The following is a 24,385-nucleotide window of genomic DNA, read 5'->3' on the forward strand; positions in this document are numbered from 1 at the left end:
TATGCCCTCCTCCCTCCCGCCCGGCCTGCCGATCGTTCCGAACGGCGGGGCAGGTGGTGACAGCCCCTTCCCGATGTCCGAGGCCGATTTCGAGGCCGCCGTGAGTGATGCCCTCGACCGGATCCCGCCGGATCTGGCAAAGACCATGAGCAATGTCGCGATCTTCATCGAGGACGACTACACCCCGCAGCCCGGCGAGGATCCGGACACCGTGCTGCTCGGGCTCTACGAGGGGGTGCCCCTGACCGAGCGGGACTCCTGGTGGGACGCCGGCTCGCTGCCGGACCGGATCACCATCTTCCGCCAACCCATCCTGGACATCTGCACCTCCCGGGAGGACGTGATCGAGGAAGTCACCGTCACCGTGGTGCACGAGATCGCCCACCACTTCGGCATCAGCGACGAGCGCCTGCACGAGCTCGGCTGGGGATAGCCTTGTAGGCATGGGACACGACCACAGCCACTCGCATGGCATCACTGCCACCGGCAAGCACCGCAAGCGCCTGGTCGCCGTCCTGGCCATCACGCTCGCCGTGGTGCTCGTGCAGACGATCGGTGCGGTGGTCTCCGGATCCCTGGCCCTGCTCGCCGATGCCGGACACATGCTCTCGGACGCCGCCGGCGTCTTCATCGCCCTGCTGGCCGCATGGATCGCCACCCGGCCCGCCAGCGACCTGCGCACTTACGGTTACCAGCGCGCCGAAGTTCTGGCGGCGCTGGCGAACGCACTGGTCCTGATCGTCATCTCGGTGGTCATCTTCACCGAGGCCATCCGCAGGCTCGGCACCACCCCCGAGGTCCACACCGACGTCATGCTCGCCGCGGCGGTCCTCGGCGCCGTCGCCAACCTGGTCTCCCTGCTGATCCTGCGCGGCGCCCAGAAGGAAAGCCTGAACGTCCGCGGCGCCTACCTCGAAGTCCTGGGGGATCTGCTGGGGTCCTTTGCCGTCATCGCGGCGGCGGTGGTCATCATGGTCACCGGGTTCCAGGCGGCCGACAACATTGCCTCGATCCTTATCGCCCTCATGATCCTGCCCCGGGCCTGGCACCTGCTGCGCGACGTCGTCGACGTGCTCCTCGAGGCCACGCCCAAGGGCGTGGACGTTCAGATGATCCGCGACCACATCCTTGCGGTGGACGGCGTGGTATCCGTCCACGACATCCACATCTGGACCATTACCTCCGGTGTCCCCGTCTTCTCCGCCCACGTGGTGGTGGAAGACGCAGCGCTCGGCGCCAAAGGCGCCGACCGGGTTCTGGACAAACTCACCAGCTGCCTTGGCTCCCATTTCGACACCGAACACTGCACGTTCCAGCTCGAGCCCACCACGCATTCAGAGCACGAGGCCCACCAGCACGCCTGACCGTCGGCAGGACACACCCGTCACGGACGTGGCCAAATGACACTCGTGTTGTTTATGTTATTCATGTGACTCGTGTTGCCAAAGTAGCCTTCGGCACGTAGCCTCATGCCTGCTGGGTGATCCGCAGAGGGCTTTCACGCGCCAAATCCGACCTCGCTCACTCCAGCCTGAGACTTCAGCGAGGTTGCCCATGAGTTGGATCCGATCCGGCCGCAAGACGGCTGTGCTCTGCACCGCCGTCGTCCTCCTCGGAACGCTCGCGCTCCCGGCCCAGGCCGCGCCGCTGATTTCTTCGCAGATTTCTGCGCAGGGGCGCCCGCCGCAGGAGACTGCCGGCCGGGTTCCGGCGTCGCCGGAGATCCCCTCACCGGAAGAGATCGCTGCCGCCAAGTCCAGTGCGAGCTCGACGGCGGCAGAGGTCACCAGGATCGACGGGCTTCTGGCCGACGCGTCGGCCGGCCAGGAAACCAGCCTCGCCGCATCCCTGCAAGCAAACAACGCGTACGGCGAGGCCCTCGTGGAGCTGGCCACACGCCGTGACGCGGCGGCTGTGGCGGCCGCCAGGGCTGCCGCCGCCGGGGCAGAACAGGCCAAAACCCGCAAACAGCTGGGCCAGCTGGCCGGTGACCTGTACCGCAACGGCGGGCTGAACCCGGCCCTCAGCAGCTTTGTCAGCGGCTCCGGGCGGGCCCTGGAGGATGCCGCCACGCTGGAGGCTGTAACGGCCGGACGCGCGCGGGCCTTCGAGTCCGCGGAAAACGCGGCCACGGCCGCGCAGTCCCTGACCGAAGCCGCAGCGGACGCCAACCGCGCCGCCGACGAGGCCGCCGCGACTGCTGCGGACCGCAAGGCCGACGCCGGCCGCGCCGACGCCGCCCAGCGCCAGGTCGTGGCCGATGCCAAAGCGCAGCGCAGCGCGCTCGTGGACCAGTTGGCAAGCCTGAGAAACACCACCGCGGCGCTGGAATCGGCCCGGGTGGACGCCCTCGACCGCCAGCGCCAGCAGGCTCGGCTCGCAGCACTGACCGCGGCGGCAGGTCCCGCGCCGCAGCCTGGCACGGGTTCACAGCCGGCACCGGCAGCACCTGGACGGGACGATTCAGCCGCAGGACAGCCAGCCGCTCCCGCTCCCGCCGACGTGCCGGCCCCCGCTGCAGCGCCCGCTCCGGCGCCCGCACCCGCACCGGCGCCCGCACCCGCACCGGCCTCCGCTCCGGCTCCGGCGTCCGCGCCGGATCCCGCGCCGGTACCTGCTCCGGTCCCCGCACCGATTCCTGCCCCGGTCCCGGCGCCAGTACCCGTTCCGGTTCCGGCGCCGATTTCCGGCGGGTCAAACCAGACCGCGATTTCGGTGGCGCTCGGCAAGACCGGATCGCCGTTCTTCTACCAGTACGGCGGAACCGGGAGCTATGGGTTTGACTGCTCGGGCCTGGTGCAGAATGCGTTCGCCGCGGCAGGGAAGTACCTGCCCCGCACGGCCTCCCAGCAGTTCGCCCAGGCCCCCGTCCATGTCCCGCTCTCCCAGGCGCGTCCGGGCGATCTGTTCGTCTGGGGTTCGGCCCCGGGCTTCTACCACGTGGCCATCTACCTCGGCGGCGGCCGCGTGGTCCAGGCGCTGAACCCCGACGCCGGCATTACCGTGACCGATGTTGCCGCCATGTCCGGGATGCAGCTGTACGGCTACGCGGCCCGTTACTGAGACTGGCGGCTAGGAGAGCACGTCCTTGGTGATGAACCTGCCGTAGGCCAGCGCGCCGAAGACGGCGACGTAACCGCCCTGGAGCAGGGCATTGGTGGCAAAGGAATCCCAGGAAACCGGCTGCCGGAGCAGATCGCCAAAGTCCAGCCAGTAGTGGCTGAAAAGCCAGGGATGCAGCCACTCGAGTTGCGGCAGCGCGTCCAGGACCTGCGCGACGACAGAGAGCACCACGGTGGCCGCCATGGCCCCCACCGGAACATCGGTCAGGGTGGAGATGAACAGCCCGATCGCCGACAACCCCAGCAGCGAAACCGCCAGATAGGCGGCGATCAGCAGGAGCCGGACCAGGGCCTCGCCGGTGCCGATCGTGTCGCCGGAGAGCAGGGTCACCGGCCCCACGGGGAAGAGCGCCGCGCCGATTCCGGCCCCGGTCAGGGCCACCACGAGCGGGGCAACGATCACGAACACGGCCGCCCCGGCATATTTGACGATCAGCAGGCGGATCCGCCCGGCGGGAGCCACCAGCAGGTACCTCAGGGTCCCCTGTCCGGCCTCTCCGGCGATCGTGTCTCCGGCCACGACGCCGACGGTAAGGGGCAGGAACAGCGGAACGGAGACCACCATTGCCGTGACGCCCACGAACAGGCCGTTCTGGGCGATCCGGTCCAGGAAGGCCGGCCCGCGGCCTGCCGGCACGGCCGAGGAGACCCGCACCGCCACCGCGATCAGGATCGGGATGGCCGCCAGCGCGCACAACATGGCCCACGTCCTGCGGCGGCGGAACAGCACCCCGAGCTCGGACGCCAGCAGGTCACCGGTCAGGGACCCGTGCCGGACCGGCGCAGCGCCCGCCCCGCCGTCCCCGCCAGCGCCTGCGGCCGCTTCGCTGGGGCCCGGCGCCGGGGCAACTGACGGGCCGGCTGCCGGATCGCCCGCGGATGAGCTGTTACTGGACAACGTCGAACCCCTCCCCCGTCAATGCCACAAACCGGTCCTCAAGGCTGGCCTGTTCGGTCGCGAAGCCGCGGACCCGGACCCCCGCCGCCACGAGGGCCGCCACCACGGCCTCCGGCTGCACGGCCGCCCGCTCCACGGACCGGGACGATCCTCCGTCTTCCCTGGCAGCCGGAGCCCCAGGCAGTGACGCGAACAGGGCCGCGTCGGTCCCGGAGCCGGCGGCACCGGAACCAGCGCCACCGGGAGTACGTCCGTCGGTGCCCAGGGTCGCGGTCAGGCCGAGGCCGGCCAGCACCTGCGCCGCAGTACCCGGATCCGGGGTCAACACGCGGATCCTTGCCTGGCCGGCCCCGCGCAGTTCCGTCAGGGTTCCCTGCGCCACAAGCCGGCCAGCGCTCATGATGGCCGCATGGGTGCAGATCTGCTCGACCTCGGCCAGCAGGTGGCTGGAGACGAACACCGTGGCGCCGTCGGCCGCGAGCGATCGCACCAGGCTCCGCACCTCACGGGTGCCCTGCGGATCCAGCCCGTTGGTGGGCTCGTCCAGCACCAGCAGTTCCCGCGGGGCGAGCAGGGCGTTGGCGATCCCCAGCCGCTGCTTCATCCCCAGCGAATAGGCCCGGACCAGCTTGTCCGCGGCGTGCGTCAAGCCCACCCGTTCCAGGGCTGACTGGACGCGGGCACGCCGAGTGGCGCCCGAACCATAGGGGTCCGCGGCGTCCATGCGGCGCAGATTCGCGGCGCCGGACAGGAAAGGGTAGAACGCCGGTCCTTCCACCAGCGCCCCGACCCGGGGCAGCACGTCATTGAGTTTGCCGGGCATCTCCTCGCCCAGCACGCGCATGGAACCTCCGGTGGCCGTGGCCAGGCCGAGCAGGAGCCTGATGGTGGTGGTCTTCCCCGAACCGTTCGGGCCCAGGAAACCAAAGACCGCGCCTTTCGGCACGGCCAGGTCGACGCCGTCGACAGCCATCTGCTGGCCGAACCGTTTGGTCAGGCCCATGGTCTCAATGCTCAGCTCGGCCGCCGGCCCGGCGGCGCTCACGCGGCCGTCACCGGATGGTCAGGGAGCAACCGTCGGCCACCGGATACCGCACCGGACATCACTTCTGTGCGGCAGCGGCCTGGAGCCGCTCCAGTGGCACGGAGCCGGCGACGACCCGGCCGTCGTCGAGCACCAACACGTTCACCAGCGCGGTGGACAAGAGCCGGCCGCCCTGGACCGGGACGGTGGCCTGTTCGAGCAGGGCCGTGGCGTCCGACGCGGGGCCGGCCGTTCCCGCCGGGAACTCAACAACCGAGTCCCAGCCAGAGCCGGTGACGGCCGGCTTGCCGGCGCGGTCCTTGGCCGCCGGCGCTGTGGCGTTCCCGGCGTCGTTTCCGTGTTTGTGCTCCTTTACCGGAATCTCCTCGACCGTGGCGCCCGGCGGCGGGGTGAACGTGAAGACCGACGCGTCGGGGGCCCCGAGGGTCAGGCTGGTGTAGGCGACGCGGAAGGCGGGATCCGACTGTCCGCGCGCCTTCACCTCGACGCCCAGCGGCAGCCCGGTCTGGCCGTCAACGGCTACTGCGATGGACCCGACCAGCGTCGCATCGGACTTTGGTGTCAGCACCAGGTTGTAGGCGGGCCGGCCGGCTACCTGGACATCGGCGCCCACCGCCACGTCGGTGCCCGGTTCGATCTTGGCCAGAAGCATCGCGGCGAGCTGGTCGGGGGTGGCGGTGACGTCGGTGCCGGCGCTGTGACGGCCTGTGTCACCGGCGTCGTCGGCCGGGAGCTGGGCATGGGCGGCCGTGTTGTCCTTGGAGTTGTAGAACCACACGTCGTTGCCGTGGCGGATGGCGTTGCGTTCGGCCAGCCGGTCCATCACCTGGACGCGGGCGTTGTCCGGGCCGTCGCGATAAACCCGCGCGGTGTGCGGCCCCGTCAGCAGTTCGAGCCATGCCGTCCCTGACGCGTCCGGGCCGGCACCGGTCTTGGGCAGCTCAGGAAGCCCGAGCGCAGAGGACTGTTCCAGGGTTCCGGAGAGAGCGGGCTGGCGGTGCTGGGCAATCAACTGCAGCACCTGCTCCGGCGTCTTGGGCGGCAGGGGATCCCCGGCGCTGGCGGGCAGGGATCCGGCCAGCGCGCCGGCGGCAATAACGGCAGGAACGGCGGCAGCGGGCAGCCAGCGCAGCCACGTGCGCGTCATCGTGACCGCGCTCCGGAAAGAGATGTTCCAACTATCCGCGCCTGGGGAATGCGCGCTTCAGTGCAGCTCATAGGTCAACAGTACGCCTGGCCCCGGCGGCCCGGTTATCCTACTTCAGCACATTAATGGTCAGTTCCACGGCGCCCAGCAGGAACGCGAGCACGGAGGTGCCCAGGCCCGCCACGAGCAGCAGGCCGGGATGGGCCAGACCCACCACCACCCGCCTCAGCCGCGGCCTGTCCCGCAGGAACTTCTTGGGCACGGCGCCCGGTTCCGGCGTTTGTTTCCAGCCCCGGAGCCGCCGCAGGAACCAGGCGCAGCGAATGATGAAGGCCAGCCACAGTACTGAGACCACCAGCGGGGTCGCGGCCAGCAGGAGGTTGAAGCCCACCGCGGTCACCTCGCGTTCGGACGCCCCGACGAGTGACTGGAGGGTGGTTGAGATCGAGGCGCTCATGACCACGGACACGCCCCACACGAGGAAGGCGGCGATCAGGGCCAGGAAGCGGACGAAGAAGTGGCCCAGGACGGAGTCCCGGGGCGGCTTCAGGTAGCGGCGCGGGGTGGCGTGCAGAAGGGCGATGCTTGCCAGCAGCGTCGGCAGGGCGGCGAGGCCAACGAGCACGTACCAGGACCAGCCGGCCAGATCCAGGAACTCGTCGGCCACGATCAGCACCGCCCAGAACCCGGCCCACGCCCAGCCGGCCGTGAGCGGACGCCCCACGAACCACTCCGGCAGCCACGCGTCCGGGTCCGCGGGCGCGGGGGGCGCATCAGTCGCGGGCGCGGGGGCTCCGGGCGCGGGGCTGCCGGGCGGCCGGGTGTCAGGCGCCGGTATGCCCGCCGCAGGAACTCCGGCGCTCCCGGGCTCCCGGCCCTCGGAGCCGCGCACTTCGCTCATGGCCCCACTGTAGCGAGCCGGCCGACACCATGGTGCGGAGCCCGCCGCCGCGGGCGGCCCGGCACGAATTGGCCGGCGTCAGAGTGACGGCGTCAGGGTGCCGGCGACGTTGACGGCGTCACGGTGCCGGCGGCGCCGTCGACCGTAATGCTGTGGCCCGTGGCGATCCTCGACGTCGCGTCGGGGACCCCCACCACTGCGGGGATCCCGTATTCCCGGGCGACGACGGCGCCGTGGGAGTTGGGCCCGCCCATTTCCATCACGAGGCCCCCTGCCGTCAGGAACAACGGCGTCCAGCCCGGATCGGTGGACGGCGCCACGAGGATCTCGCCCGGTTCCAGGTGCGCGCCCTGGGGGTCCAGGATCACCCGGGCCCGGGCCGTGATGGTGCCGGCCGAAGCCGGCGTGCCGGAGAGCCGCCCCGCGCCGCCGTCAGAACCCGCCGGCCCCCTTCCGCCGGCTGTGGTCTGTACCGCCTCGGGCTCGGTGCCGTCCGAGAGCAGCACGCGGGGAATGTGCCGGCGGCCCAGTTCGGCCGCGTAAGCCTCGCGGCGCCGGGCCACGAGCCCCTGCAGCGCGACGCCGCCGAGCCCCCGGTGCGCGTCAGCCAGGTCGAGGAAGAAGATATCGTCCGCCGCATCGATGGCCCCGGCCGCGGCGAGTTCCGCCCCGACGGCTGCGAGCTGCTGCCGGATGGCGCCGAGCGCTTCCACGAGGTGGTACTTGGGCAGCTCACGCAGCCCGGCGAACATCCGGGTCCGCCGCAGCGCGGCCCGCGCGAGTGCACCGCGAAGGCGGCTGCGCTGCCCCGCCGCTGCCACCAGCCGGGCCACCTGCGCCTCCGCCTCGCGGGCCGCCTTGCCGAACTGCCGGTCCGGGGCGAGCGCAGGATCATCCATGCGCAGATAGTTGGCCAGAACCCCGAGGATGTGGGTCGGGTCATCAGACCAGCGGGGCATGCCGACGTCGATCTCCGCCACGGCGCGGTGGCCGTACCGGCCCAGGAAGTCCCGCAGCCCGGATTGCACGACGCCGGGCAGGTCCGCCGCCCGGTAACGCCGGGCTATCTCGGGCAATGCGGCTTCCCCGAACACCGCCGCCGACGCCGGGTCGTTGCGGATGGCAGTAGCCAGCGACCACAGGTCCAGGTCCATTTCGGTGGTCACGTTGTTGGGCAGCCCCCGCAGGACTTCCTGCAGCGCCCCGTTCCCGGGTTTCCCGGCGAGTTTTCCGGCCACGGCCAGCAAGGCGAACCCCAGGGCGGGCAGCGGCAGGATCGCGGGAACCACGGCAAAGACATGCTGGCCAAGGATCCGCTCGACGTGGTCCAGACGCTCCGTGGCGGTGGCGCCGGCGGGCACCGCGAGTGCCGCGCGGAGCTGTTCGCCCACACGGTCTGCCCGGCGCAGTGCCGCCTCGGGCCGGATGAGGCCGCGGATTAAGGTCTCCGGGACCTTCGCCCGCGCCGCCACCGGAGCGACGTGGCGCAGGAGCGGCCACGGCCTTGTTGTGGTCACGGAGAACCGGGGATCTGCGAAGAGGTTGCGCAGCACGGTGGCCGAACGCGCCTCCATGACGTCAAACACGCGGGGGACAATGGCGCGCCCGGTCTGGCTCCGGAGAACCGGCGTGAGATCGAAGAAAATGCGCTGGCCTGCCTCGGCGTACGGCGCGGGCCCGTCACGGGGCACCGGCACCGGGAAATGCGCGGCCCCCGCAACCGAGGACGCAATCAGCCGGATGCCGGCGAGTCCCATCGGGGTGAGGGGCCGGGTCAGCCCCTGGGCCAGGCTGAAGCACAAATACACGCGCGGCGTCGGCCCGGAGGGAGGCCGGTCCGGCATCGGATAGAGCGTGGTGATGGGCCTGGACTGCGTCAGCCACACGGCACCGTCCCGGCCGATGGCCCATTCGAGGTCCTGCGGCGAGCCGAAGTGCACCTCCGCGCGGCGGCCCAGGAGCTCCAGTGCCGCCAGTTGGGCGTCGTCCAGGCTGGGCGCCAGCCCGGCGTCAGGTTGCGCCACCCGCTCGGTGCCGCCGCCGGGCAGTGGACGAATGATGATGCCCTTGTCCCCAATTCGTCGCTCGAGGATCCGTCCCGTGGTGCCGTCGAGCACGAAGTGGTCAGGGTTGACCGCCCCGGACACCACGGCCTCCCCCAGCCCCGGGCTGGCGTCGATGACGGCCTCGTGCCGCCGGCCGGTCACGGGATTGGCTGTGAACAGCACCCCGGCCACGGCCGCGTCCACCATGCGCTGGACCACCACGGCGAGGGACACCGCCGAGGGCTCAATCCCCTGCACCGCGCGGTAGGTCACCGCGCGGTCTGTCCACAGCGAGGCCCAGCACCGGCGGACGGCAGCCAGCACGGCATCCGCGCCCACCACGTTCAGGAAAGTGTCCTGCTGGCCGGCGAAGCTGGCAAACGGCAGGTCTTCGGCGGTCGCGGAGGACCGCACGGCGACCGCCGTGTCGGTGCCCAGCGCCGCGTAGGCGGCGCGCACGGCGGCGTCGATGCCGGCGGGGACATCGGCGTCGAGCACCAGCGCGCGGGCCTTCGCCGCAAGCGCAGCCAGCCCCGCCAGGTCGTCGGGGGCTGTTGCGGCGAGGGCGCGGTGCACGTCCGCCAGCGCCGGGGATGCCGTGGCGTCCAGATACGCACTGGTGGTCAGGCAGAAGCCGGCGGGCACCGGTAGGCCGGCGCGTGCCAGTTCGCCCAGGTTCGCCGCCTTCCCGCCGACGGTGGCGAGCATGTCCGGGCCAAGGCGTTCTAGGGCCAGGACCGGCCCGCCCTCGGCAGGGTCCGGCGTCCCGGGGTGCTCCATCCGTTAACCGTCCTTCCGACGCCGGGCCGTCGCCTTCTAGGAGTCGCCGAGCATCGGGCCGAAGCTGGCTCTGTCCGCCAGCCGCGGGTCGTCGCGGTCCGGCACCACCATGACCGGCCCCTTGGCGTGGTGGAGGACGCCGTCGGACGTGGAGCCCAGCAGCATTCCGGTGAATCCGCCGCGCCCTCGGGTGCCGACCACCACGAGCTCCACGTGCCGGCTGGCGTCGACGAGGATGTCGACGGGCGAGCCGTCCACGAGCTGCGTCTCCACCTGCAGGGCGGGGAAGTGGCTCCGCAGCCACGCCACGCCGGCGTCGAGCTGGACCTTGATGTCGGCGAACAGTGCGTCGCGGTCCATCGGGGTGGGCACCCATGCCAACGAGCCGGTGTACTGCGGCACCGCGCACACCACGCGGAGCCGGGCGGAGAGCCGCTCGGCCTGCGCTGCGGCCTCCAGCACGGCGACGCGGGCCTGCTCGGAACCGTCGACGCCGACGACCACGACGTTCTCCACCGGCTGGCTGCCCGACTTGGCCCGTTCGGCGAGGACGTGCTTGTCGTCTGTGGTTTCGCCCAGGCGGTCCGCGCAGATCAGCGGCACAGTCACGGTGGGGCACTTCGAGTGGGCGGGCAGCGCGCTGCTGACGGAGCCGAGCAGCCGGCCCACGAAGCCACCGCGGCCGCGGGTGCCGAAGACCAGAAGCTCCGCGGTTTCGCTGATTTCCAGCAGCACGCCGGACGCGTCCCCGTTTTCGACGGACGCGTCGACGTCGATGTTGTAGAAGGCGATCTTGTCCATGGCGTGCTTGAGGATGGCTTCGGCGCCCTCGCGGATCACGGAGTCGTCCACCGTGGCGTAGCCGCCGTCGAGCCCGGAAGCGGCGAAGATCGGAACGGAATAGGCGGTCACGATGTGCAGCGGGCGGCGGCGGCGCTCCGCCTCACGGGCCGCCCACACCAAGGCGCAGTGGCTGTGGTCCGAGCCGTCCACTCCCACGACGATTCCGCGGGGCGGCGCCGGCTCGCCACCGGTCTCCCATGCCGGGTCCGGATGCACCTGTTCACGGCCCATAGGGTCCGCCTCCTCGCGATTCTTGCCTGATGTTGCGGCTATTCTGCCAGAAGTACTGCCGCCCGGCGTCCACCGGCGAGGCGACCCGGAATCTGCGTGCAGGAACCCCTGATTTTCCTCACTATTCTCGGTTAATTGCGAACATTCAAGACGGCGGCAAGGCGCCCCCGCCCGCCCGCGGCGGAAGGATTTACGCAGAATTAACACGCCGTTTCCTGACCCGGAAATTCAGGCTTTTGAGCCGGTTTCCGCTGGAGCGGGAGCACGGAAACCGCCGGAATCCGGCACCACAGCCAATGTCCTACCTCCCCTATCCACGGGCGGGAATCTTAGGTATCCTTCGAGGCATTGCTGAACCGAGACTGGTGTTCCAGAAAGCAGCCGCTGGGGCTGTGGAACCAGGCACGGGTTGGCGTCCGGGGTTTCCCCCGCGACTCGCACCATTTCAAGGAGGTACCCTGCAGTGTCGAGCATGCCTTTGTACGGCGGGATTGAGCGGACCACCGCCGTAGTCATCGGGACGGGGCTCTCCGGCCTGGCTGTGGCCAGCGAGCTCCAGCGCCGGGGCGTTGCGTCCATCATTGTGGACGGGCTCGACCTCCTGGGTGCCGGCCATCCGGCCAACACCTCCTCGCTCCAACGCTGCGACGCGGCGGACGCCGCCAGCCTGAGGGAGCGCAACGAAATCCTGCGGCACCTGCGCAACTACGCCGCAAGCCACAAGCTCGACGTGCGGAACAACATCCGGGCCCTGCAGCTGGACCTCCTGGAGGCCGGCACGGACGGCTCACCCACGGAGAAGTGGGCCGTCCAGACCCCGGGCGGCGTCCTGCTGGCCGACCACCTTGTCCTGACCCGCTGCGCCCACAGCCAGCTGCGCCGGATGCTCTCGGAACTTGGCATGGCAGCCGGGCAGAATCTCATGGCGGCGATGCATGCCCTGGGTATGTACCTCGTGGGGGTGGGCGAGCTCATTACCCCGACGCCCAAGGAAGTCCTGCGCCAGGCCAAAGTGGTGGGACAGGCAATCTCGGCCAAGGTCCACCCGAACGGGATCCCCGCGCTGCTGCCCGGCAGCTTTGCCCTGGCCGCCCCCGCCTAGCAGCGCTTTGGCCGCGTTGCCGGAGTTGCATTGGCTTGTTTCAGCCTTCGGTGTCGCCGCTCTCGTCCGGTGTGAGGCGGCGTTTCGCCATCAGGCCCAGGGCCACCAGGATGCCGACCCCGACGGCGACGAAGACCATGACGCTCCAGGGAAACTGCTGCGACCCGGCCGGCGCAGGGGCGGGCGCGGGCGTGGTCCCCGGCTGGGCGGTGCCCATCGTGGGGACCGCGGCAGCCGCCGTCGTGCCTGCCGCAGCCGCCGTCGCTGTGAAGGTGAAGCTGCCCTCGATCGGGTGGCCGTCGGAACTGGCCACCCGCCAGTGCACGGTGTACTGCCCCCTAGGGGCGCCGGACTTCAGCTTCTGCGCAGCCACGTTGTCCACGATTTCCACGGGACCGTCCGACCAGTTGGCGCCGGTGGCATCATTGACCACAATCTGCGACCCCAGGGCGAGCGGATTGTGGTTGAACGTGACCGAGACCTGCTCCGGCGGTGCCGCGACGGTTGCTCCGGCAGCCGGGCTGGTGGACTCCGCGGTATCGTGCGCCGACGCCGGGCTCACTGCTCCCAGCAGGACGGCAACAAGGACGACGGCGCCCAGCAGGGCACTGCGAAGCTGGCGGATCCGGCGCATGGGCAGGCTACTCCTAAGTGTTGGCTTCCTTACAGACTAGGCGAAAACGCAGGGTTGGCCCTCGGGCGCCAAATAAGATATATGCAACACCCATCACTCCCGGAGGACTAATGCAAGACCTAATGCTCAAGCAGGGCTCGGCACTCGACCGGTATTTCAAGATATCCGAGCGGGGGTCGAACGTCTCGCGCGAGATCCGCGGGGGGTTCGCCACGTTCTTCGCCATGAGCTACATCGTGGTGCTGAATCCGCTGATCCTCTCCGGGCCGGACTCCTCGGGCGCCACGCTGGGCTTCCCCGCCGTCGCCGCCGTCACCGCGTTCGTGGCCGGCATCCTGACCATCCTCATGGGCGCGTGGGCCAAGCATCCCTTCGCCCTGGCCACCGGGCTCGGCGTCAACGCGTTCGTCGCCGTCACAGTGGCCACGAACCCCGGCCTGACCTGGCCGGACATGATGGGCCTGGTGATGCTCTCGGGCATCACCATGCTGATCCTGGTCCTCACCGGCTTCCGGACGGCCGTGTTCAAGGCCGTACCCGAGGGGCTGAAGACCGCGATCGTGGTGGGCATCGGCCTGTTCATCGCCCTGATCGGTCTCGTCAACGCGGGCTTCGTGCGCCGCGTCCCCGATGTCGCCGGCACCACCGTCCCGGTCGGCCTGGGCTTCGACGGCAAGCTCCTGGGCTGGCCGACGTTCGTGTTCGTCTTCGGCCTGATCCTGACCATCGCGCTGGTGGTCCGCAAGGTCAAGGGCGCCATCCTGATCGGCATCGTGGCCTCGACCATCCTGTCCGTGATCCTGGAATCCATCCTGCACATCGGGCCCAGCTTTGACGGCAAGAACCACAACCCGCAGGGCTGGTCCCTCGTGGCACCGCAGTTCTCCGAGTGGGCGGCCCCGGACCTGTCCCTGATCGGCAAGGCCAACCCCTTCGGCGCCTTTGAACACCTCGGCTTCGTCGCGGCGACCCTGCTGGCGTTCGTGATCCTGCTCAGCATCTTCTTCGATGCCATGGGCACGATGGTTGGCCTGGCCACCGAGGCCGGCACCATCGACAAGGACGGCAACATCCCCGACGTCGACCGCGTGCTGCAGGTGGACGCCCTGGGCGCGATCATCGGCGGCGGCGCCTCCGTCTCCTCGAACCAGATCTACGTCGAGTCCGGTGCCGGCATCGGCGAAGGCGCACGCACCGGCCTGGCCTCGGTCGTGACCGGCCTGCTGTTCCTTGTGGCGATGTTCTTCACCCCGCTGATCAACCTCGTGCCGTTCGAGGCCGTGGCCCCCGCCCTCGTGGTGGTCGGCTTCATGATGGTCTCCCAGGTGGGCAAGATCGACTGGCAGGACTGGGGCATCGCGATCCCGGCCTTCCTGACCTTCACCCTCATGCCGTTCACGTACTCGATCGCCAACGGCCTGGGCGCGGGCTTCATCAGCTTCGTGCTGATCCGCCTGTTCGAGGGCCGGGCCCGCGAGGTGCACCCGCTCATGTGGGCCGTGGCGTCCGCGTTCCTGCTCTTCTTCGCGATCGGCCCGATCGAGGCCGTCCTGGGGATCCACTAACGCAGCCCCGCCCGCGGTCACGCCGCCGGGTGGGCCACGCCCACCCGGGCGTGGCCCACCCGGCGCTGCTTAACCGTTGTTAAGCTCAGTTTCCGGGATTCCGGACAGTCCGACGGCGGCCCGGCTGGTTTTCCGGCCCGGGCTGCGGTGAGCTAGGGGCATGGTTTCTCCCGCGCTCCCCGTTGATGTCCCGCCCCAGCCCTGGACCGGCAGGTTCGACGGCGACGGCGACGAGCACCGGCGCTGGTGGCAGGGGGTGACCCCCTACGCTCCCGGCACGGTTCCTGCGGGTGTCCCTGCTGCGCGCCCCGCCGTCATCCTCGGCTTCGGCAGCGACGCCGGGGTGCGGCGCAACAAGGGCCGGACCGGCGCCGCGGCCGCCCCCGCCGCCATCCGGGCCGCGCTCGGCCCGCTCGCGTTCCACCTGACGCGGGCCGTGCACGACGCCGGCGACGTCACCGTGGCCGGGGACGCGCTAGAGGCAGGACAGGCACGCGCCGGGCTCGCGATCACCAGTCTGCTCGACGCCGGCGGGCTTCCCGTGGTGCTCGGCGGCGGGCACGAGACCGCCTTTGCCAGCTATCTCGGCGTGGCCGGGTCGGCGGCCGTGCGCGAGGGCCTGAGCGTCGGCGTGCTGAATCTCGATGCGCACTTCGACCTCCGCGATGAGCCGGTGCCCAGCTCCGGCACGCCCTTCCTCCAGATGGCCCGCGCCGAAGCAGCCGCCGGCCGGGAGCTGCGCTACGCCGTCGTCGGGATTTCCGAGCCGAACAACACCCGGACGCTGTTCCGGACGGCAGACGAGCTCGGCGTGGACTATCTGCTGGACGAGGACTGCTCGGCGGACGCCGCGTACGCGTTTGTGGCAGCCTTCCTGGCACAGGTGGACGCTGTGTACCTGACCATCGACCTGGACGTGCTGCCGGCCTCCGTGGCCCCCGGGGTGAGCGCTCCCGCGGCCTTTGGTGTGCCGCTGCCGGTGATCAGCGCCGTGTGCCGCCAGGTGGCCGCGAGCGGGAAGCTCCTGCATCTGGATATCGCCGAGCTGAACCCGGAGTTCGACATCGACGGCCGCACCGCCAAAGTGGCGGCCCGGCTGGTCAATACGCTGCTGGGATAGGCGGCGGCCCGGACGTCAGGGTCTGTGCGAGCAGGGCCTGGGCGGACCAACGCATCGACGCCACAGCCTGTTCCTGCGTAAGACCGCCGATGTCCGTCAGCCAGACGAGGGCCTCAATCCCGATGGCACTGCGGATGGCCAGCGCTAGCGCCCGGATTTCAGGTCCGGACAGCTTCCGCTGGAGCGGCGCGAGTGCTTCCTCAAGCCAAGCGATCGCGCGCCCCTGCCGCAGCGGCAAGTCCGACTTTCCGCGGTCACGTTCCAGGGACAGCCTGAGCATGGTCCGCTGCTGCGCCTCGGTGGAGAGGATCAGCCGTGTGAACTCCAGCACGACGGCGTCGAGCCGCTCCGCTGGATCCTCGGGGGCATCCGCCGGCAGCAGGGACTGCCGGGCCGTTTCCGGGTGGGCTGCGGCGAGCAATTCCCGCTGGCTCGGGAAGTAGCGGTAGGCCGTGCTCCGGGCAATCCCGGCCGCTGCCGCGGTGCCGTCAACGGTGGGGGCGACCCCGTCCGCGACGGCCTCGCGGGCTGCAGCCAACAGGGCCTCAAAAGTGCGGCGCTTCTGCCCCGTCCGGCCGGCGTCCTGATAGGGGGTTGACATGGATCTCATGGTACCCGAGTCTTGTCATGGGACACGCGTCCCATGTAGTCCTCGGCGAAGGGGCGATCTCATGGAAACGGCCAGCAACCCGGCAGCCATCATCCGCGCGGAAGACCAGGGCGAGCGCCGATGGTTTTTCGGCGGCGGAGTCCACACCTGGAAGGCCAGGGCGGAAGAGACCGCCGGGGCCTTCCTGCTGTTCGAGGACCAGATGTCCGGCGGGAAAATGACACCGCTGCACAGCCACCCCGATTCGGATGAAACCATGTACATCCTGGACGGCGAGATCCTCGTGCATATGGACGGGAGAGAGCACCGGATCGGCCCCGGCGGACTGGCCGTGGCCCCGCGGGGCGTTCCACACGCCTTCATGGTGGTCTCCGACTCCGCCCGGATGCTTTGCCTGCACACCCCCGGATGCTGCGAGGCCTTTTACTGGGACGCGAGCATACCCCTCTCCCCCGGCAACGATGCCGGGGACCCTGCCGGCGAATCCGTCGCGCCGGGCCTGGTTGACTTTGGCAGAGTCCAGGAGTCGGCACGTAAAAACGGCGGGATCGTGCTGCTGGGTCCGCCGCCGTTCACTGGGCACTGACAGCACCGCGCCCACATCTGGGCCCTGGGCCCCGAAACGCAGAAAGTCCCCGCCGTGGCGGGGACTTTCTGGTGAAAACGCTCAGCCTAGCTGCGGCGGACCTGCACGCCGTCGGACTGCAGGAAAAGCTGCGTTTCGGACGGCCCCGCGGGGACCAGCCAGAGCACATTCCCGCTTACCGAGACCTCTTCGACCTCACCGGCCGCAATGACCTGTGCGTGCTTGACAATTTCGACGCGTTCGCCGACCCGAAGGCCGCTCCAGTCGGAAACCGTAGCTGCGGATGCAAGGCGCCTGGACAGTACCGTGCCGCGTGCTTTCATAGAACTTCTACCCCTTTGTATGTGTTCTTTGCCACAACTTCGTTGGTGTGGACTCTCCATTTGTACTACAGTTCCCGGGCCCCCGCCGTCCGTGTCGCCAAAGATTTCGGGGGCGCCGGGAATTGTTCAGCTGCCCTGCATTTTGTTTCTTCTCAGGCGAGATTTCCGACGGCGGATTCGGCCGCCGCCCGGACCTTGCCCGAGGCCACGAGGACATCCGCCGCTTCGAGCTCCGGTGACAGGAACCTGTCGGTGCCCGGACCGTCGACGACGTCGCGCAGCGCGGCGATCACGGCCGCGCCCGCAGGTCCCGGCGTGAGTTCGCCGCCGGAGAGCTGGGTGCGGATGTCCAGCGCCCGGGCCGAGGTCACCAGTTCGATCGCCAGGACCCGGCGCAGGTTCTCCACCGAGCGGCGGAGCTTGCGGGCCGCGTGCCAGCCCATGGAGACGTGGTCCTCCTGCATCGCCGAGCTCGGGATCGAGTCCACCGACGCCGGGACGGCCAGCCGCTTGTTGTCCGAGACCAGGCCGGCCTGCGTGTACTGGGCGATCATGAGGCCCGAGTCGACGCCGGGGTCCGAGGCCAGGAAGGCGGGCAGCCCGTGCGAGCGGGCCGGGTCCAGCATCCGGTCGGTCCGGCGCTCGGCGATGGAGCTCAGGTCCGCGACGGCGATCGCCAGGAAGTCCAGCACGTAGGCCACCGGGGCGCCGTGGAAGTTGCCGTTGGAGCTGACCCGGCCGTCGGGCAGGACCACCGGGTTGTCGATCGCGGCGGCCAGTTCGCGGGAGGCGACCAGGGCGGCATGGTCCACGGTGTCGCGGACGGCGCCGGCCACCTGGGGTGCGCAGCGCAGCGAGTAGGCGTCCTGGACCTTGGTGTCGTTGATCCGGTGCGAGGCCACGATCGGGGAGTTGGACAGCACACGGAGCATGTTGTCCGCGGCGGCGGCCTGGCCCGGGTGCGGGCGCAGCGCCGCGTGCAGCTCCGGCAGGAACACCTGGTCGGTGCCGAGCAGCGCCTCGACGCTGAGCGCGGCGGTGATGTCCGCCGTCGTAAGCAGCTGGCGGATGTCCGCGATGGCCATCAGCAGCATGCCGAGCATGCCCTCGGTGCCGTTGACGAGGGCCAGGCCCTCCTTTTCGGCCAGCGTGACGGGTTCGATGCCGTGCGCGGCGAGGAGCTCAGCGACCGGGCGGGCATCCTTGCTCCCGTACAGTGTGCCGTCGGGGCCAGTCGCCTCGCCTTCGCCCATCAGGACCAGGGCGCAGTGGGACAGCGGCGCGAGGTCGCCCGAGCAGCCAAGGGAGCCGAATTCGCGGACCACCGGGGTGATGCCGGCGTTGAGCACGTCCACCATGGTCTGCAGCACCACCGGGCGGACGCCGGTGCGGCCGGAGGCCAGGGTTTTGGCGCGCAGGAACATGATGCCGCGGACCACTTCGCGTTCCACGGCCGGGCCCATGCCGGCGGCGTGGCTGCGGATCAGGGATTTCTGCAGCTGGGTGCGCAGCTCGTTGGGGATGTGCCGGTTGGCCAGCGCCCCGAAGCCGGTGGAGATCCCGTAGGCCGGGACCTCGCTGTGGGCGAGGTCGTCGATGTGGGCACGGACCTTGGCGACGGCGTCCAGGGCGTCCTGGGCGATGGTGACGTGGGCGTCGTGGCGGGCGACGGCGACGACGTCTTCGGGGGTGACACCGCTGGAGCCGAGGGTGACGGTGAGCGGTGAATGCGTGGTGATAGTCATGGTGAAGTCCTACTTCGTTTCGTTCATCGGGATGCGGACGCCGCGTTCCTTGGCGACTTCGACGGCGCGGTCGTAGCCGGCGTCGGCGTGGCGGATGACGCCCATGCCGGGATCGTTGGTCAGGAGGCGCGCGAGCTTTTCCGCGGCGAGGTCGGTGCCGTCGGCGACGGAGACCTGGCCGGCGTGGATGGAGCGGCCGATGCCGACCCCGCCGCCGTGGTGGATGGAAACCCAGGTGGCGCCGGAGGCCGTGTTGAGAAGGGCGTTGAGCAGCGGCCAGTCGGCGATCGCGTCGGAGCCGTCGGCCATGGCCTCGGTCTCGCGGTACGGGGAGGCGACGGAGCCGGAGTCGAGGTGGTCGCGGCCGATCACGATGGGCGCCTTGACCTTGCCCTCCTTGACGAGCTGGTTGAACAGCAGGCCGGCCTTGGCGCGTTCGCCATAGCCGAGCCAGCAGATGCGGGCCGGCAGGCCTTCGAACTCGACCCGTTCGGCGGCGGCATCGAGCCAGCGGTGCAGGTGCTTGTTCTCGGGGAAGAGCTCTTTGATGGCCTTGTCCGTGACTGCGATGTCCTCGGGGTCGCCGGAGAGGGCCACCCAGCGGAACGGGCCGAGGCCCTCGCAGAACAGCGGCCGGATGTAGGCCGGGACGAAGCCGGGGAATTCGAAGGCGCGGTTGTAGCCGCCCTTGCGGGCCTCGTCGCGGATGGAGTTGCCGTAGTCGAAGACCTCGGCGCCGGCGTCCTGGAACTCGACCATCGCCTGGACGTGCTTGGCCATCGAGGCCTGGGCCTTCTTGGTGAAGCCCTCGGGATCTGCCGCAGCCTCGCTGTGCCATTCCTCCACCGTGATGCCCTCGGGCAGGTAGCTCAGGGGGTCGTGCGCGGAGGTCTGGTCCGTGACGATGTCGACGGTGAGCTCGCCGGCGTTGTGGCGGCGCAGGATCTCGGGGAAGACCTCCGCGGCGTTGCCGACGTAGCCCACGGACCAGCCGCGGCGTTCTTCCTTGGCTTTCAGGACCTTGGCGATCGCGGCGTCGAGATCAGTTTCGACCTCGTCGAGGTAGCGCTTCCCGGCCCGGCGGCGCAGGCGGGTCTCGTCGACGTCGACAATCAGGCAGGCGCCGTCGTTCAGGGTGACGGCGAGCGGCTGGGCTCCGCCCATGCCGCCGCAGCCGCCGGTGAGGGTCAGGGTGCCGGCGAGCGTGCCGTTCTCGTCCCCGGTTAGCTTACGGGCGATCGCGGCGAAGGTCTCGAAGGTGCCCTGCAGGATGCCCTGGGTGCCGATATAGATCCAGGACCCGGCGGTCATCTGGCCGTACATCATCAGGCCCTCGGCCTCGAGCCGGCGGAACTCGGGCCAGTTCGCCCAGTCGCCGACGAGGTTGGAGTTTGCCAGCAGCACGCGCGGTGCCCATTCGTTGGTGCGGAAGACGCCAACCGGCTTGCCGGACTGGACCAGCAGGGTCTCGTCCTTTTCCATGGTTTCCAGGGTGCGGGTGATGGCGTCGAACGCGGCCCAGGACCGGACGGCGCGGCCGGTGCCGCCGTAGACCACCAGGTCATCGGGGCGCTCGGCGACCTCGGGATCGAGGTTGTTCATGAGCATGCGCAGCGGGGCTTCCGTCTGCCAGCTCTTGGCGGTGAGCTCGGTGCCGCGGGCTGCTTTGACCGGGCGGGCACCGGTGGTGAAATCGGCGGGTGCCATGAGGGTCTCCTTTGTCGCTGGATATGTGGCCGGATGATGTCTGTTCGGACTGGTGTCCTGGTGTATCCGGAGGAATGAGGTTCTGTATCAACTAAAGCCCCTTCGCGGCCGCGGAAACAGGCCTGCCGGAGGGGTGCTGTCCGGGATTCCAGACCCTTCCCATCCCCCGTTGCGCTATCACTTCCGGTTGCCAAAATGGGCGAATGGGAGCCCTAAGTGACAGCGCAACCGGGGGTGGGGTGGGGTGGGATGGGGCAACCGGTCAGGCGGGACGGCCGTGGATCCGGACCGAGAGCTCGTTGGCGACCTTCTGGACCCGGGCGGCCAGGACCGGCCACTGATCCGCGGGCAGCTTGTCCTCCAGGAACGTCACGGCGACGGCGGCGGTGGGCCACCCCACGTGGTCGGTCACGGCGGCGGCGATCGAACCGAATCCGGGCGTGACCTCGCCGTGTTCGGTGGCGTAGCCGCGCTGGCGGACCTGGTCCAGATGTGAAGACAGCGCGGAGTACTTCATGATGGGCGATTCGGTTTCGTGCCGGGCCGTGAAGGCGGCAGCGTTCGGGTACAGCGCCCGCACCTGCGACTTCGGCAGCGCGGCGAGGATGGCCCGCCCGGTGGCCGTGAGATGGCTGGGCAGTCGGACGCCGACGTCGGTCACCAGGGACGGCCGGTTCTTGGCCCGCTCCTCCACGATGTAGAGCACGTCGCGGCCGTGCAGCACCGCCAGGTGCGCGCTTTCGCCGATCACGTCCACGAGCGAGGCGAGCATCGGCCGGCCCAACCGGGACAGCGGCTCCTGCCGGGAGTAGGCCGAGCTAAGTTCGAATGCGCTGATGCCCAGGCCGTAGCGCTGCTCCTCGTGCAGGTGCAGCACGAAGCCGTTCGCCTCCATCACCCCGAGCAGGTGGTAGACGCTGGAGCGCGGCAGTCCCAGCGCGGTGGCAATGTTCGACGCCGCCATCGGCCCGCGCCGGGAGGCCAGCAGCTTGAGGATGCGCAGCGTGTTCTCGGCGGCCGGCACCTTCGACGCCGCCTTGGTTCCGGCGGCCCGGTGGACGGCCTTGGGCGCGGGTGTGTCAGGCGCTGCGGACAAAGTCGCGGCGGACTGCGCCGGAGTCGCGTCGGTCGCAGCCGACAAAGTCTCGGCGGCGGGGCTCACGGCAGTACTGGTGGGTGGCATGGATCCTCTTCAGGGTCGGTGGTGTCCGGTATCCCGTACTTAAGCATGCGCCCGGCGACGGTCAACCGACAGCCTCGCACAGGAACGGCTGTCTGGAATGCCGGACAAAGGCGACATACCTGCGGCGGGCCTTCCGCCCCTAGCCCGGCCAGACCCCCGGTGTTCCGATGAATGTGGGCGCCGGCTTCCCCGTGGTATGCCCGGTCATTGGAATCAGCCCGTCGCCGGCTGAGCCCCATGCGGGATGGTTCCGGAGGGAAGGCACAGACGTGGATGCAGCACTGTCGGGCAGGGTCGCCCTGGTTGCCGGGGCCACGCGCGGCGCCGGCCGCGGCACCGCCGTCGCCCTCGGCGAGGCAGGAGCGGTGGTGTACTGCACCGGCCGCACGACCTCCCGCCACCGTTCGGACTACAACCGGCCCGAGACGATCGAGGAGACGTCCGGGCTTGTCAGCACCGCTGGCGGCACTGGAATCGCCATCGAGGTCGATCACCGCCAGGCTGCGGAGGTGGAAGCCCTCGTGCAGCGGATCGACGCCGAGCAGGGCCGCCTGGACATCCTTGTCAACGACATCTGGGGCGGCGAGGACTTCATCGAATGGAACACCCCGCTCTGGGCCCACGATCTGAATGCCGGACTGCAGATGCTCCACCTCGGTCTGGACACCCACCTCATCACAAGCCACTTCGCGCTGCCGCTGCTCACCCGCCGCCCCGGCGGCCTGGTGGTGGAGATGACCGACGGCACCCGCGAGTACAACGCACAGCACTACCGGGTCTCCGTCTTTTACGACCTCGTCAAGACCGCGGTGCTCCGCCTGGCGTTCAGCCAGGCGGAGGAGCTGAGATCCTCCGGCTGCGCGGCGGTGGCGCTGACGCCCGGCTGGATGCGTTCGGAGATGATGCTCGAACACTTTGGCGTCACCGAGGCAAACTGGCGGGAGGCCGCCGGGACGCAGCCGCACTTTGCCGCGATCTCGGAAAGCCCGCTGTTCGTCGGGCGTGCGGTCGCGGCCCTGGCGGCGGACCCCCACGTGCTCAGCCGCACGGGCGGCTCGTATTCGTCCGGCGCGCTGGCCCGCGAGTACGGCTTCACCGACACCGACGGCTCGCAGCCGGACTGCTGGAGGTACCTCGTGGAGGTCCAGGAAGCAGGACTCGACGCCGACGCCTCCGGATACCGCTGACATCCAGCCGTTCCGTGTCACGGACAACCGGCGGCGGGAAAGACTACGATCGGGTTCATGAAGCACACGTGGGAAACTTCCGCGGACGGCATCATGGCTCTTCCGTCCGGCCGGCTCATTCGTGGGCGCGGCCTGCACTATCCGCTTCCGGCCGGGCCGTTTCCCGAGTTCGGCGTGTACCTGCTGGGCAAGCAGCCGCCGCCCGTGGGGTGGGAGTCCCGATGGGTGCCCTGGCCCGACCTTCGGCTGCCGGTCGACCAGCCGGATGCCCTCGAGGCGTTCCGGGAGGCCTGGCGCCGGGCCGAGACCGAACGGGTTGAAGTGGCCTGCTGGCGCGGGATCGGCAGGACCGGCACCGCACTGGCCTGCATCGCGATCCTGGACGGAGTCCCGCCCGGCCAGGCAGTGTCCTACGTCCGCCGCCAGTACCGGCGCCGGACAGTGGAAACTCCCTGGCAGCGGCAGTACGTGACCCGCTTCCGGACCGGAACGCCCTAGGCGGCTCCGCCCAAAACCGTGACGCCGGCCAACCGGCAAGCGGGCTCAAATGATGACGACGGCCTGCCCGCGGAGGTGCCCATCACGCAGGTCCCGGATTGCCGCCGGCGCGTCCGCCAGGGCGTAGCTCTTGCCGATGACCGGGGTCACCGCGCCCGCCTCGATGAGCCCGGTCAGGAACCGGAGGTCCTCCGCCCGCTCTGCAGCCATGACGCCTCTGAGCCGCTGGCCGACAAACACGGAGAGCAGCCCGGCGCCGAGTGAGCGTTGAAATCCGCCCGTCAGCCGCCCTCCGCCTTCCCCACCGACGATCGCGAGCGTGCCCTTAGGCTTGAGCGCCCGCCGCAGGACGGTGAGCGGGCGGTTGCCGGCGGTGTCCACAATGAGGTCGAATTGCCGGGATCCGTCCGCGAAATCGTCATGTGTGTAGTCGATGACGTGGTCCGCGCCGATGGAGCGGACCAGATCGGTTTTCGCGGTGCTGCACACCCCCGTCACCTGCGCCCCGAACGCCTTGGCGAGCTGTACGGCGTACGCGCCGACACCGCCGGCCGCGCCGATGACGAGGACCTCCTGCCCGGCCTGGATCCTGCCGGCGTTCCGGAGCGCCTGCAGGGCCGTGACGGCCGAGATCGGGACGGCGGCGGCCTGTTCGAAGCTGAGGTTTTTCGGCTTCAGCGCGAGCCGGCCTTCTTTTGCACACGCGTATTCGGCGAAGGATCCCTCGCAGGTGCCGTACACCTCATCCCCGGTCCGGAAGCCGACGATATTCCGGCCGACAGCCTCCACCCGGCCGGCCACGGCCCGGCCCCGGATCCGGGTCTTCGGTTTCCTGAGCCCGTAGCCGACCACGCGGGTCAGGTACGGAAGGCCCGTCATGAGGTGCCAGACGCCCTGGTCGACGCCGGCGGCCCGGACCCGGATCAGCACGTCGTCGTCGCCGGGCACGGGGGCGTCGACGTCGCGCAGTTCCAGCACCTCAACGGAACCGTAAACATCCTGGACGATCGCTTTCATGGTGCTTCTCCTCTGGGTCAGCTCGCCATTCCGTAACCGCAGGCGCCGGGCGACACCTTGAATGTGAAGAAATCCTGACATGTTGTCAAGCTCTTT

General features: G+C 69.9%; 22 protein-coding genes. 9 read left to right on the forward strand and 13 right to left on the reverse strand.

All coding sequences use genetic code 11. The features are described from left to right. The first annotated feature begins 1 nt into the window (after position 1). From AC1DKN_RS00195 to AC1DKN_RS00205, 3 genes are all read left to right on the forward strand, one after another. Positions 2-433: a metallopeptidase family protein gene (locus AC1DKN_RS00195; RefSeq protein WP_476870149.1), complete on the forward strand. Its 432-nt coding sequence runs from the start codon at positions 2-4 to the stop codon at positions 431-433. A gap of 10 nt (positions 434-443) precedes the next feature. After that, on the forward strand, positions 444-1,364 hold the full coding sequence (locus AC1DKN_RS00200) for a cation diffusion facilitator family transporter (protein WP_476870150.1): 921 nt from the start codon (positions 444-446) through the stop codon (positions 1,362-1,364). 190 nt (positions 1,365-1,554) lie between these two features. After that, on the forward strand, positions 1,555-3,063 hold the full coding sequence (locus tag AC1DKN_RS00205) for a C40 family peptidase (RefSeq protein WP_476870151.1): 1,509 nt from the start codon (positions 1,555-1,557) through the stop codon (positions 3,061-3,063). 9 nt (positions 3,064-3,072) lie between these two features. On the opposite strand, the gene AC1DKN_RS00210 is transcribed toward AC1DKN_RS00205, so the two are convergent. The 6 genes from AC1DKN_RS00210 to AC1DKN_RS00235 form a co-directional block, all read right to left on the reverse strand. Then, positions 3,073-3,885, reverse strand: coding sequence for an ABC transporter permease (locus tag AC1DKN_RS00210; protein ID WP_476870335.1), 813 nt, complete (start codon positions 3,883-3,885; stop codon positions 3,073-3,075). A gap of 124 nt (positions 3,886-4,009) precedes the next feature. Next, the gene (locus AC1DKN_RS00215; RefSeq protein WP_476870336.1) at positions 4,010-5,023 is read right to left on the reverse strand and encodes an ABC transporter ATP-binding protein; all 1,014 of its coding nucleotides are present in this window, start codon (positions 5,021-5,023) and stop codon (positions 4,010-4,012) included. A gap of 100 nt (positions 5,024-5,123) precedes the next feature. Continuing rightward, entirely contained in the window at positions 5,124-6,212 is a 1,089-nt protein-coding gene (locus AC1DKN_RS00220; RefSeq protein ID WP_476870152.1) for a LolA family protein, read from the reverse strand. 109 nt (positions 6,213-6,321) lie between these two features. Further along, complete coding sequence (locus AC1DKN_RS00225) at positions 6,322-7,113, reverse strand: hypothetical protein (RefSeq protein ID WP_476870153.1); 792 nt, start codon at positions 7,111-7,113, stop codon at positions 6,322-6,324. Between the two features lie 92 nt (positions 7,114-7,205). Then, positions 7,206-9,938, reverse strand: a complete 2,733-nt coding sequence (locus AC1DKN_RS00230) for a PEP/pyruvate-binding domain-containing protein (RefSeq protein ID WP_476870154.1) — start codon at positions 9,936-9,938, stop codon at positions 7,206-7,208. 36 nt (positions 9,939-9,974) lie between these two features. Continuing rightward, complete coding sequence (locus AC1DKN_RS00235) at positions 9,975-11,012, reverse strand: universal stress protein (RefSeq protein ID WP_230009431.1); 1,038 nt, start codon at positions 11,010-11,012, stop codon at positions 9,975-9,977. A gap of 472 nt (positions 11,013-11,484) precedes the next feature. Between AC1DKN_RS00235 and AC1DKN_RS00240 the strand changes: the two genes are divergently transcribed. Further along, positions 11,485-12,114 (forward strand): FAD-binding protein, encoded by a 630-nt coding sequence (locus AC1DKN_RS00240; protein ID WP_476859581.1) that lies wholly within the window; start codon positions 11,485-11,487, stop codon positions 12,112-12,114. 40 nt (positions 12,115-12,154) lie between these two features. On the opposite strand, the gene AC1DKN_RS00245 is transcribed toward AC1DKN_RS00240, so the two are convergent. Then, positions 12,155-12,748, reverse strand: a complete 594-nt coding sequence (locus AC1DKN_RS00245; RefSeq protein WP_476870155.1) for a copper resistance CopC family protein — start codon at positions 12,746-12,748, stop codon at positions 12,155-12,157. A 122-nt stretch (positions 12,749-12,870) separates the two neighbouring features. On the opposite strand from AC1DKN_RS00245, the gene AC1DKN_RS00250 reads away from it, so the two are divergent. Both AC1DKN_RS00250 and hutG read left to right on the forward strand, forming a co-directional pair. Continuing rightward, a complete protein-coding gene (locus tag AC1DKN_RS00250) occupies positions 12,871-14,313 on the forward strand; it encodes an NCS2 family permease (RefSeq protein ID WP_223915341.1) in 1,443 nt (480 codons plus the stop codon). 160 nt (positions 14,314-14,473) lie between these two features. Further along, positions 14,474-15,433, forward strand: coding sequence for a formimidoylglutamase (gene hutG, locus AC1DKN_RS00255; protein ID WP_476849831.1), 960 nt, complete (start codon positions 14,474-14,476; stop codon positions 15,431-15,433). Here hutG and AC1DKN_RS00260 read toward each other — a convergent pair. After that, positions 15,414-16,034, reverse strand: coding sequence for a TetR/AcrR family transcriptional regulator (locus AC1DKN_RS00260; RefSeq protein WP_476856176.1), 621 nt, complete (start codon positions 16,032-16,034; stop codon positions 15,414-15,416). The genes hutG and AC1DKN_RS00260 overlap by 20 nt on opposite strands. A gap of 70 nt (positions 16,035-16,104) precedes the next feature. Between AC1DKN_RS00260 and AC1DKN_RS00265 the strand changes: the two genes are divergently transcribed. Further along, positions 16,105-16,629, forward strand: a complete 525-nt coding sequence (locus AC1DKN_RS00265) for a cupin domain-containing protein (protein ID WP_476856175.1) — start codon at positions 16,105-16,107, stop codon at positions 16,627-16,629. Positions 16,630-16,715: 86 nt separating this feature from the next. On the opposite strand, the gene AC1DKN_RS00270 is transcribed toward AC1DKN_RS00265, so the two are convergent. The 4 genes from AC1DKN_RS00270 to AC1DKN_RS00285 all read right to left on the reverse strand — a co-directional run bounded on the left by AC1DKN_RS00270 (position 16,716) and on the right by AC1DKN_RS00285 (position 21,587). Continuing rightward, positions 16,716-16,952, reverse strand: a complete 237-nt coding sequence (locus AC1DKN_RS00270) for a hypothetical protein (RefSeq protein WP_018774814.1) — start codon at positions 16,950-16,952, stop codon at positions 16,716-16,718. A 152-nt stretch (positions 16,953-17,104) separates the two neighbouring features. After that, a complete protein-coding gene (gene hutH, locus AC1DKN_RS00275; protein ID WP_476859458.1) occupies positions 17,105-18,697 on the reverse strand; it encodes a histidine ammonia-lyase in 1,593 nt (530 codons plus the stop codon). Positions 18,698-18,706: 9 nt separating this feature from the next. Further along, positions 18,707-20,404 (reverse strand): urocanate hydratase, encoded by a 1,698-nt coding sequence (gene hutU, locus AC1DKN_RS00280; protein ID WP_223914611.1) that lies wholly within the window; start codon positions 20,402-20,404, stop codon positions 18,707-18,709. 262 nt (positions 20,405-20,666) lie between these two features. Continuing rightward, complete coding sequence (locus AC1DKN_RS00285; RefSeq protein WP_476870156.1) at positions 20,667-21,587, reverse strand: IclR family transcriptional regulator; 921 nt, start codon at positions 21,585-21,587, stop codon at positions 20,667-20,669. 269 nt (positions 21,588-21,856) lie between these two features. On the opposite strand from AC1DKN_RS00285, the gene AC1DKN_RS00290 reads away from it, so the two are divergent. Both AC1DKN_RS00290 and AC1DKN_RS00295 read left to right on the forward strand, forming a co-directional pair. Then, positions 21,857-22,774, forward strand: coding sequence for an SDR family oxidoreductase (locus tag AC1DKN_RS00290; RefSeq protein WP_230007228.1), 918 nt, complete (start codon positions 21,857-21,859; stop codon positions 22,772-22,774). A 57-nt stretch (positions 22,775-22,831) separates the two neighbouring features. Beyond that, the gene (locus tag AC1DKN_RS00295; protein WP_230007227.1) at positions 22,832-23,272 is read left to right on the forward strand and encodes a protein-tyrosine phosphatase family protein; all 441 of its coding nucleotides are present in this window, start codon (positions 22,832-22,834) and stop codon (positions 23,270-23,272) included. A 45-nt stretch (positions 23,273-23,317) separates the two neighbouring features. Here the strand turns inward: AC1DKN_RS00295 and AC1DKN_RS00300 are convergent, their stop codons facing one another. Further along, complete coding sequence (locus AC1DKN_RS00300) at positions 23,318-24,289, reverse strand: NAD(P)-dependent alcohol dehydrogenase (RefSeq protein WP_230007226.1); 972 nt, start codon at positions 24,287-24,289, stop codon at positions 23,318-23,320. Between the last annotated feature and the right edge of the window lie 96 nt (positions 24,290-24,385).

It is taken from the genome of Arthrobacter sp. 01N444, from assembly GCF_056399305.1.